General features: G+C 46.1%; 7 protein-coding genes. 5 read left to right on the top strand and 2 right to left on the bottom strand.

Going from position 1 to position 7,958, the window contains the following annotated elements; translation table 11 throughout:
* Window positions 1-1,411 (bottom strand): 4-alpha-glucanotransferase (locus SHEWPOL2_RS02060; protein WP_037425555.1); only part of this gene is annotated, 1,411 nt, incomplete at its 3' end.
* A 508-nt stretch (window positions 1,412-1,919) separates the two neighbouring features.
* Here SHEWPOL2_RS02060 and SHEWPOL2_RS02055 point away from each other — a divergent pair.
* Window positions 1,920-2,552 (top strand): peptidylprolyl isomerase, encoded by a 633-nt coding sequence (locus SHEWPOL2_RS02055; protein WP_037425553.1) that lies wholly within the window; start codon window positions 1,920-1,922, stop codon window positions 2,550-2,552.
* Between the two features lie 68 nt (window positions 2,553-2,620).
* Here the strand turns inward: SHEWPOL2_RS02055 and SHEWPOL2_RS02050 are convergent, their stop codons facing one another.
* The gene (locus SHEWPOL2_RS02050; protein WP_037416024.1) at window positions 2,621-3,097 is read right to left on the bottom strand and encodes a MarR family transcriptional regulator; all 477 of its coding nucleotides are present in this window, start codon (window positions 3,095-3,097) and stop codon (window positions 2,621-2,623) included.
* A 327-nt stretch (window positions 3,098-3,424) separates the two neighbouring features.
* Between SHEWPOL2_RS02050 and yiaY the strand changes: the two genes are divergently transcribed.
* From yiaY to SHEWPOL2_RS02030, 4 genes are all read left to right on the top strand, one after another.
* On the top strand, window positions 3,425-4,573 hold the full coding sequence (gene yiaY, locus SHEWPOL2_RS02045) for an L-threonine dehydrogenase (RefSeq protein WP_037416021.1): 1,149 nt from the start codon (window positions 3,425-3,427) through the stop codon (window positions 4,571-4,573).
* 684 nt (window positions 4,574-5,257) lie between these two features.
* Window positions 5,258-5,629: a hypothetical protein gene (locus SHEWPOL2_RS02040; protein WP_037416019.1), complete on the top strand. Its 372-nt coding sequence runs from the start codon at window positions 5,258-5,260 to the stop codon at window positions 5,627-5,629.
* A 706-nt stretch (window positions 5,630-6,335) separates the two neighbouring features.
* A complete protein-coding gene (locus tag SHEWPOL2_RS02035; RefSeq protein WP_037416017.1) occupies window positions 6,336-7,634 on the top strand; it encodes an NAD(P)/FAD-dependent oxidoreductase in 1,299 nt (432 codons plus the stop codon).
* Window positions 7,635-7,708: 74 nt separating this feature from the next.
* Window positions 7,709-7,921 (top strand): hypothetical protein, encoded by a 213-nt coding sequence (locus SHEWPOL2_RS02030; RefSeq protein WP_037425550.1) that lies wholly within the window; start codon window positions 7,709-7,711, stop codon window positions 7,919-7,921.
* Window positions 7,922-7,958: the final 37 nt, after the last annotated feature.

The following is a 7,958-nucleotide window of genomic DNA, read 5'->3' as shown; positions in this document are numbered from 1 at the left end:
CTTTAGCTTTGAGCTGGCACAATTGCAGTTGATCTTCGGCCACAAACTGCAGGTACAAATAAAAGCCTTCATCCTGTGCTATGGCCCTTGGGCTGCGTAGCGATTCGGCTTGGGCAAATTCCCTGAGCGGAGCGCCCTGCTGTGCTACAAAATCCTCAAATCGCTGCGCCCTTGGTGTGTGCAGCTGCAAATGGTGTTCGCAAAAGACTGTGTATAAACGTGCAAAGGCGCGGTACTTAAGCTCACTGACCTTGGGATAATCGAGCCAGTTCTCCGCATTGAGTAGGGCAATGGCTTCTTGCCATTCCTTCGCCGCAAACTCCGTCTTTAATGGCTCAAATTCAGGCACACTAGGTAAATGAATATACAGCGGATTCAGCCTTCGACGATCGCAGGGACTATAAGGGCTCGGATGTTCCGGTGCGGCAATATCTAAGGCATGCAATGGGTTAAGTTGAATAAAATCGGCGCCATACTCGGCCACTAAACCAATCAGTTGCTCTAAATCGCCAAAGTCGCCCATGCCCCATTGGCTTTCACTGCGCAGACTATAAAGCTGAATACTCACGCCCCACGGTTTATGGCGCTTTCCTTGCGCCACAGCGCTCATCACCCCTTGATAGGCGGTTCTCGGTGCCACCATAAAAGTGCCATGGAACTCAGTCGCCATACTTGCTACAGAAATGCTTGCTGATGAGTTGCTTGCTGCTGAGGTACTTGCCGATGCTAGGCCGTGCTGAACATCCGCCAGCCCAAGCAAACTGACGCTCAGAGTGTGGTAGCCCAGCCCGAGGCAAGATAAATCACTTAAGTTGTCTTTATTGCTAGATGTGTTTGGCGCGGCGCTGACATTTTCCCATGAACGGCGCGGCTCAGCGCTGCTATCTTGCTCAGCGGCATCGCCCGCATCACGGCAATGAAACTCATGACCTAAGAGGTCGAGGCGGTATTGCAGGAACTGACACTCATTGGCAAAGGAGCTGGTGCCAAACTGCGCCAACTCCTGCGCCTGAATACGATAATCCCCAATCGGTTTTAGCGCCAAAAATGGCACCTCAAGAATAACCCTCTCCCCTTGCTCACAGGTAAAGGTGAGCAGCAGATCGCCACGGTAAGATTGAGGTAAATACAGGCAGACCCAAGGTTCATCGACATAACACCAATGAAACGCCGGCAACACTTGTGTCCAATGGTGTGCATCGAGTTGATACACCTGAGCGTCAAGCTCGTCGCCACTGGGTAAACTCGTTAACGGTTCATCCTTTGCCTCGCAGGACTGAGTATTTTTTTCCTGCAACATACAGGTCAAAATCCCTTGCCTGTCAGCCTCGGGAATGCGGATGTACTGGCCAAAGCAGTCGGTAAAGTCTGCTCCCACGCCCCGCAAATACAGCAACTTCTCCAGCCCCATATTTGTCGCCCCCGCGACTGCTCATCCATAGCCTTAGATAGGCAGTAACCATGCCAGCGCAAAATAACAGCATGAAGACAGATTTGTGTCAGCCAAGTGACAACAAAGAAAACTTATAAATCAGCATCTTGAATAAAATACGTGCCTTTATCGCCCAAGCCTTTGCCCACCGTGCTATCTAGCAAACGCACTAGTTTGAAGCAGGGAGTGATTAAAAAAGGTGCAACGCGCTTAAATGGCGCAAGCAAAACAACATCTTATCTTTGAGTACATTAGTGAGCTTTATCCCTTAGGTTGAATGCCTCTCTGGCACGGGGATGATTAGATTGGCAACTAGCTGCAACACTTTGTATCAATTACATTTTTCATCTTGAAATCCCCTTCATCGCTCTGTCACTATGCGCGCACAAAACAAAAACAACACTTAATCGCAACATTTACCCATGCCCGCTTACATTATCCAAGCAGGCAAAGGCGTGGCGAACAACGCAAAAATAAGGAAATTGATATGAAAAGAATCACGGGACTTTTACTCGCCAGCAGTTTGAGCATGGTCCTCAGTGCCTGCGGCGGTGGCGAAGATGATCTCACTCCCAATATCCCCAAACCCGACCCAACTCCACCGAGCTTAAGCGCCGATGTCTGTTATTTAATGAGCACCACAAAGGGGGATGTAACCTTAGCCATCGACCTCACCCATATGCCCATCACGGGAAAGAACTTTAAACAGTATGTCGATAAGTCCTTCTATAACGGCACCTTATTCCACAGAACCATTAATAACTTTATGATCCAAGGCGGCGGTTTCACCACGGGATTACAGAGCAAGCCAACGAACTCGCCGATTAAAAACGAGGCCGCGGTCGGTATCAGTAACAAACGGGGCACTATCGCGATGGCGCGTACTACAGTGCCAGACTCAGCGACATCACAGTTCTTTATCAATGTGTTAGATAATCCGCAGCTCGATGCTTCGGCGAGCAACTATGGTTATGCCGTGTTTGGTAAAGTTGTCGAAGGGATGGATGTGGTGGATCAAATAAGCATTGTGCCGACCAAAACCAGCAACGGTTTTAACGACACACCAGTGACTGAGATTTTGATTAATAGTGTGACAGAAACCAACTGCCCCAAAGCTTGATAAATACTCGGGGTTAAATAAAAAGCACTGATTTATCAGTGCTTTTTATTATTCTCGGCCCAAGGAGATTATTCATCCCCTTGAATTTTACCCACTAACAACATAGGTGCTGCGTCGATTTTATCGGCGTCCATCATGGCCGCAATTCGCTCCACCGATGAGAGTAGCTGACTCTGCTCCCACTCTTCAAGATTTTGATATTGCTTAATAAAGTGTTCCTGTAGTGGTTTAGGAGACGCCTCTAAAAGTGCACGCCCCGCATCACTTAAATACAAATGGACTTTACGCTTATCGGACTCGCTGCGTTTGCGGATCACTAATCCCCGCCCTTCGAGCCTATCAATAATTGTTGTCACAGTGGCTGGGCTGAGGGTGATTTCTTCGGCCACCTGCTTGGCTAAGGGAGCGCCGAGTTGGGCAATCTTCTGCATCACCATCAACTGTGGTCCCGTCAAGCCGGAATGCTTATTGAGTTGCCGCGAATGAATGTCGATAGCGCGGATCACGCGGCGCAGTGAAATCAGCAGTTGTTCATATTTTTCCATCGTACTTCACATACTCCTCATCAACTCAACGGCCGCACCTTACCAGAAACTCAACCACAACTCACCTTGGCGGGCAATTTTATCGCGTAATAATCTGAGTTTAACTAAACAAGTAAAAGCTGAAAAAACTCTTAAAAAACATAGCGTATGCAGCTCTTAATCTCTGTCATAAAAATTCATTATTTAGTTATCTAGTTCCAACTTTAGTGCGAATTTCACCTCAGGAATCTATCTAAACCGATCTAGATCACAACTTGGCTACCCCTTAATTGGTAGTTTGGTCACCAGAAAGAAACAAATTTAATATACAAGCAAATAGGTGGATATATGGCTGCTAAATTTTTTATTCCTTCCGTCAACGTATTAGGCAAAGGCGCAGTAGATGATGCTATTGGTGATATCAAAACCTTAGGCTTTAAACACGCGCTAATTGTGACGGATAAACCTTTAGTCAATATTGGTCTAGTCGGTGAAGTGGTCGAAAAACTCGGCCAAAATGGTATTACCTCAACCGTGTTTGATGGCGTACAACCTAACCCAACCGTCGGGAACGTTGAAGCAGGTCTGGCACTGTTAAAAGCCAATCAATGCGATTTTGTGATTTCACTCGGTGGAGGCTCACCACACGATTGCGCTAAAGGTATCGCTCTTGTGGCAACCAACGGTGGCAGCATCAAAGACTACGAAGGCTTAGACCAATCCGCTAAGCCACAACTGCCATTAGTAGCAATTAACACCACCGCCGGCACCGCCAGTGAAATGACCCGTTTTTGTATCATCACTGACGAAGCTCGCCATATCAAAATGGCAATTGTCGATAAACACACCACCCCATTACTGTCTGTGAATGACCCAGAGCTGATGCTGAAAAAACCAGCAAGCCTCACTGCTGCAACGGGCATGGACGCGCTGACCCACGCGGTTGAAGCCTATGTGTCTATCGCTGCGAACCCAATTACCGATGCCTGCGCCATTAAAGCCATTGAACTTATCCAAGGCAACTTAGTGAATGCGGTAAAACAAGGCCAAGATATTGAAGCCCGTGAGCAGATGGCCTATGCGCAATTCTTAGCGGGTATGGCCTTTAACAACGCCAGCTTAGGTTATGTGCATGCCATGGCGCACCAATTAGGCGGTTTCTATGATCTGCCCCACGGTGTGTGTAACGCCCTCTTATTACCCCATGTGCAAGAATACAACGCTAAAGTGGTACCGCATCGCTTAAAAGATATCGCCAAAGCGATGGGTGTCGATGTTGCCAATATGACGGATGAGCAAGGTGCTGCGGCTGCAATCACCGCGATTAAAGCCCTATCCGTTGCGGTAAATATTCCAGAAAACCTGACGTTACTCGGGGTTAAAGCGGAAGATATTCCAACGCTGGCTGAAAACGCCTTGAAGGATGCCTGTGGTTTCACTAACCCTAAACAGGCAACCCATGAAGAGATCTGCCAGATCTTCACGAATGCGTTATAAGCCATACAAGCTCTAACGCCTATCAGCGCGCCAATTGACAGGATGTTGTTCGGCTAGCGCAAGCTAACGACATAGAATCGGCCCAAACAAGTTCCCTTGTTTGGGCCTTTCTTTTTATGCATCAAAGACACCTTTAACACCACATCATCACAGCAAAAACCGCCGTAACGCCTTAATCTTCGGCAATTGAGATCGCGCAGATCGAAAATTCCATCAAATAGCGCAAAACGTGATCTTGGTGGGTTACATGCTGTTACAAATCCGCTAGACTGGTTCCAGTTCGCTTTTTCCCTGCAAAAGATGAAGCCAGCTGAGAGGCCCGTTTTAAGGAACGGGCCTCTGTCCATTCAAGCCCTCATCAACCATGCACTTCCCTCATATTTTGCTAATGTTAAATAGCATACTCATCAAAACATTTTTATACCTATCATTAATTGGTGCTTTATTGCGCAGTAGTTAAGCAAAAACGAATTTGAATGCAAAACTGAGAGATAGCCCAAAGTTATTCGTTAAAAACTCATGCTAAATAACAGCTATGGCAAATAAATTAACTCGCTCATTTTTATATAAAAACACTTGTAAAAACGGTGATTTATCTAGGACGGTATCAGCGTAATTAATGATTGACCGAATTCAAAAACGATGCCTATGATGGCAGCAACATCCTCTACAGGTAGGTACGCTATGACAGCAATTACTCATGTATATAACTACACAGTTAGATGTCCACATTACAAAGATCCCGAACACACCGCAAGTTGGTTAAACCACATTGAATTAAACCAATCGAGTGAAATTGCATTAAACCGTATCACCAAATGGCATGAACTCTCAGGCACTAAATCCTTTGAAACCAGTAAGTTTGTCGTCCGCAAAGCCGAAAATGAAGAAGCCTATTTTTCGATGCAAAGCGATAGACTTAAAAATGATGGTCATGCGCTCGTCACCTTTAAAATTTTCCTCGATACCTGTTGTGACAAGGCCGCTCCTGAAGAAATTATGCAGCACCTAATCCAAGACTATCAGCAACGTTTAGCCAAGCTAGAACAGGCATAGAACACCATTCGCCGTGGGCATATAGCGTCAAATGCCCAATTATCCCAAAGGCCAAACCAACGTTTGGCCTTTTTGTTAAGTACTTTAGTCAAAGCTGCAGCAAGCAATTGTGATCTCATGCCTAGGGCGTGTTGACGTTTCAGTTTTGGAGCAATTTGGCCAGTGTTTATACAAGGCAAAATCCGTGCTTGTAGTCATCCTACATAAACGGACAATAACGCAGCAGAAACGCTGCCGGAAGAGTTCGTCAGACAAGCACATGCTCTTACTTTCTGTCATTAAGAGCCGCATGTCATTTGAGTAGAATAACTACGCATTATTCTTCGTTTCGCGAGCACTAGCTTGTCGGAATGAAATGTAATCTCGATACATCAATGCGCCCTAGGATTTAGTTAACTGATGACGATGGTGCTCACAAGCGGCATAAAGCGTTTCAGTTCAAAGAACTCTCCCGACACAAGCAGGTGAGCCAGCGCACATTTCACCAAAAAGTGACACGACACATATCACAATTTGCGATCAGCATAATCATACACTCAACCCCCATAAAAAAATAAGACTAATAAAATCAATAAATAATCATTATTCCTGACTCACTTCCCAACATATGGCCTCATTGCTTGAGACATAAAGCTAAGGTTAATATTTTGTTTCACAACCTTACCCTCTGCACAATCTAACAACACAACGAATAGGAATAAGCGGCATGGCTATAGCAAACATTGTTATCGTGGGTGGTGGTGCTGGCGGGATGGAGATTGCGACAAAATTAGGCCACAAACTGGGGCGCAAAGGAAAAGCAAAGATAACGTTAATCGATTGTGCTGAAAGCCATATTTGGAAGCCACTACTGCATGAGGTTGCGACTGGCGCACTCGATGTTGGTATCGACGCTTTAAGCTATCGAAGCCATGCAGCCGCCCATGGCTATCACTTTCAACAGGGCGCTATGACGGATATCGATAGACAAAACAAACAAGTAGTGCTGTCTGCGATTTGTGATGATAAAGGTGATGTACTACTCCCATCTCGTCATATTGATTATGACTATTTAGTGGTCGCCATTGGCAGTATCGCTAATGACTTTAACATTCCAGGCGTACGTGAACATTGCCAATTTCTTGATAATACAGAGCAAGCAATGGCAATCCGCAAAATTTTGCTGAATAAGTTTCTCCGTTATGCCAGCCATAGCCTGCTGGCCGATAAAATTAAAATTGCTGTTGTAGGTGCAGGGGCCACTGGAGTAGAAATGTCTGCGGAAATGCACCATGCCGTGGATCAGTTGCGCGGATTTGGCTATAACATCGATTCACGTCTTTTGGAGGTCACCCTCATTGAAGCTGATAAACGGATTTTACCTAAAGTAGAAAAGCGCGAAATTTCAGATTCAGTGACCAAAGAATTAGCCGCGCTCGGCGTTAAGGTCATGACTGAAACACGCATTAATCAGGTGGATGAAACGGGGTTGACCACAACAGATGGGCAGATGATCCCCGCCGATTTAGTGATCTGGTCTACAGGGGTAAAGGCACCGGATTTTCTGAAGGAAATTGGTGGACTAGAAACCAACCATATTAACCAGTTGGTGGTAAAACAGAATATGCAAACCAGCCGCGATCCGCATATTTTTGCAATTGGTGACTGTGCTGCTTGCCCACAACCCAACGGTACTTTTGTTCCACCAAGGGGGCAATCTGCACGACAAATGGCACTCATGACGGCCGACAATATTATGCTACTGCTTGCAGGACAAGACGCCCGTCATCAGTATGTTTATAAAGATCTTGGGTCGCTTGTTAACTTGTCGAAGTTTCATACTGTGGGCAACTTGCTGTCATTTATCGGCGGTGGAGTGATGGTCGAAGGTAAAATCGCTCGCTTTGTTTACACTTCTCTCTATCGGCGACATTTAATTGAACTGCACGGTGTGGTAAAAGGCAGCCTTTTAATGTTTGCTAAAGGTATTAGTCGCATTATTCATCCCCATCTCAAATTGCATTAGCAAGATTATTAAGGCGTTTTGCGTAACTATTTGGTATCTTGCGAGGCAACCGTTAGTTTTCAGGATGAATAACCATGAAAAAAGCAACACTCCTCATACTGCCATTGCTACTTGTCACCACGGCCTGCGCCGATTTAAAGGATGCGGGGCGCGCTATCGGCACCACCACTAAGGATGTCACCAAAGAGATTGGTCATGCCACCCGCGACACCACCAAAGCCATTGGTCATGCTTCTAGGGATGCGGTGAAATCGGTCAAAGAAGATCTTACTAAAGACTCAGAGTGACGCCCGTGCGTCACTCTGCTTTATCGGGGCTCAATCC

The sequence above is a fragment of the Shewanella sp. POL2 genome (genome assembly GCF_000282755.1).
Taxonomy (GTDB): Bacteria; Pseudomonadota; Gammaproteobacteria; order Enterobacterales; family Shewanellaceae; genus Shewanella; species Shewanella xiamenensis.
This window is presented reverse-complemented; position numbering and strand designations above follow the sequence as displayed.